The organism is Megasphaera jansseni (assembly GCF_047974155.1).
Lineage (GTDB): Bacteria > Bacillota > Negativicutes > Veillonellales > Megasphaeraceae > Megasphaera.
This window is the reverse complement of the sequence record NZ_JBHYRR010000106.1, coordinates 1-245: the sequence shown is the minus strand read 5'-3', so window position 1 is coordinate 245 and position 245 is coordinate 1. Positions and strand designations below refer to the sequence as shown.

The following is a 245-nucleotide window of genomic DNA, read 5'->3' as shown; positions in this document are numbered from 1 at the left end:
CCCAAGTCGATAGCCAGGACACGGTCTGGCGAGGTTTTCACCGGTTCTGGGTCCTGTAAGTAGCAATACTGAATCTTGAAATACCGTCCGCCATACATGGGACAGATGCGGACTTCTTGAATCGTCTTATCCTTCAGTCTGTCGGGAACAGGAATCCGAATCCGATGCCCGTTATGGCGTTTCATATATTCACGGCTCATCGGCACTGTCAGGAAGCCATTCTTGATGTTGATAGCGTTCGTCGA

General features: G+C 50.2%; 1 pseudogene. It reads right to left on the bottom strand.

Annotation, left to right across the window (positions count from 1 at the left end):
- Nucleotides 1-245 (bottom strand): annotated as a pseudogene (locus ACE418_RS13560) (RNA-guided endonuclease TnpB family protein); the annotation flags it as partial.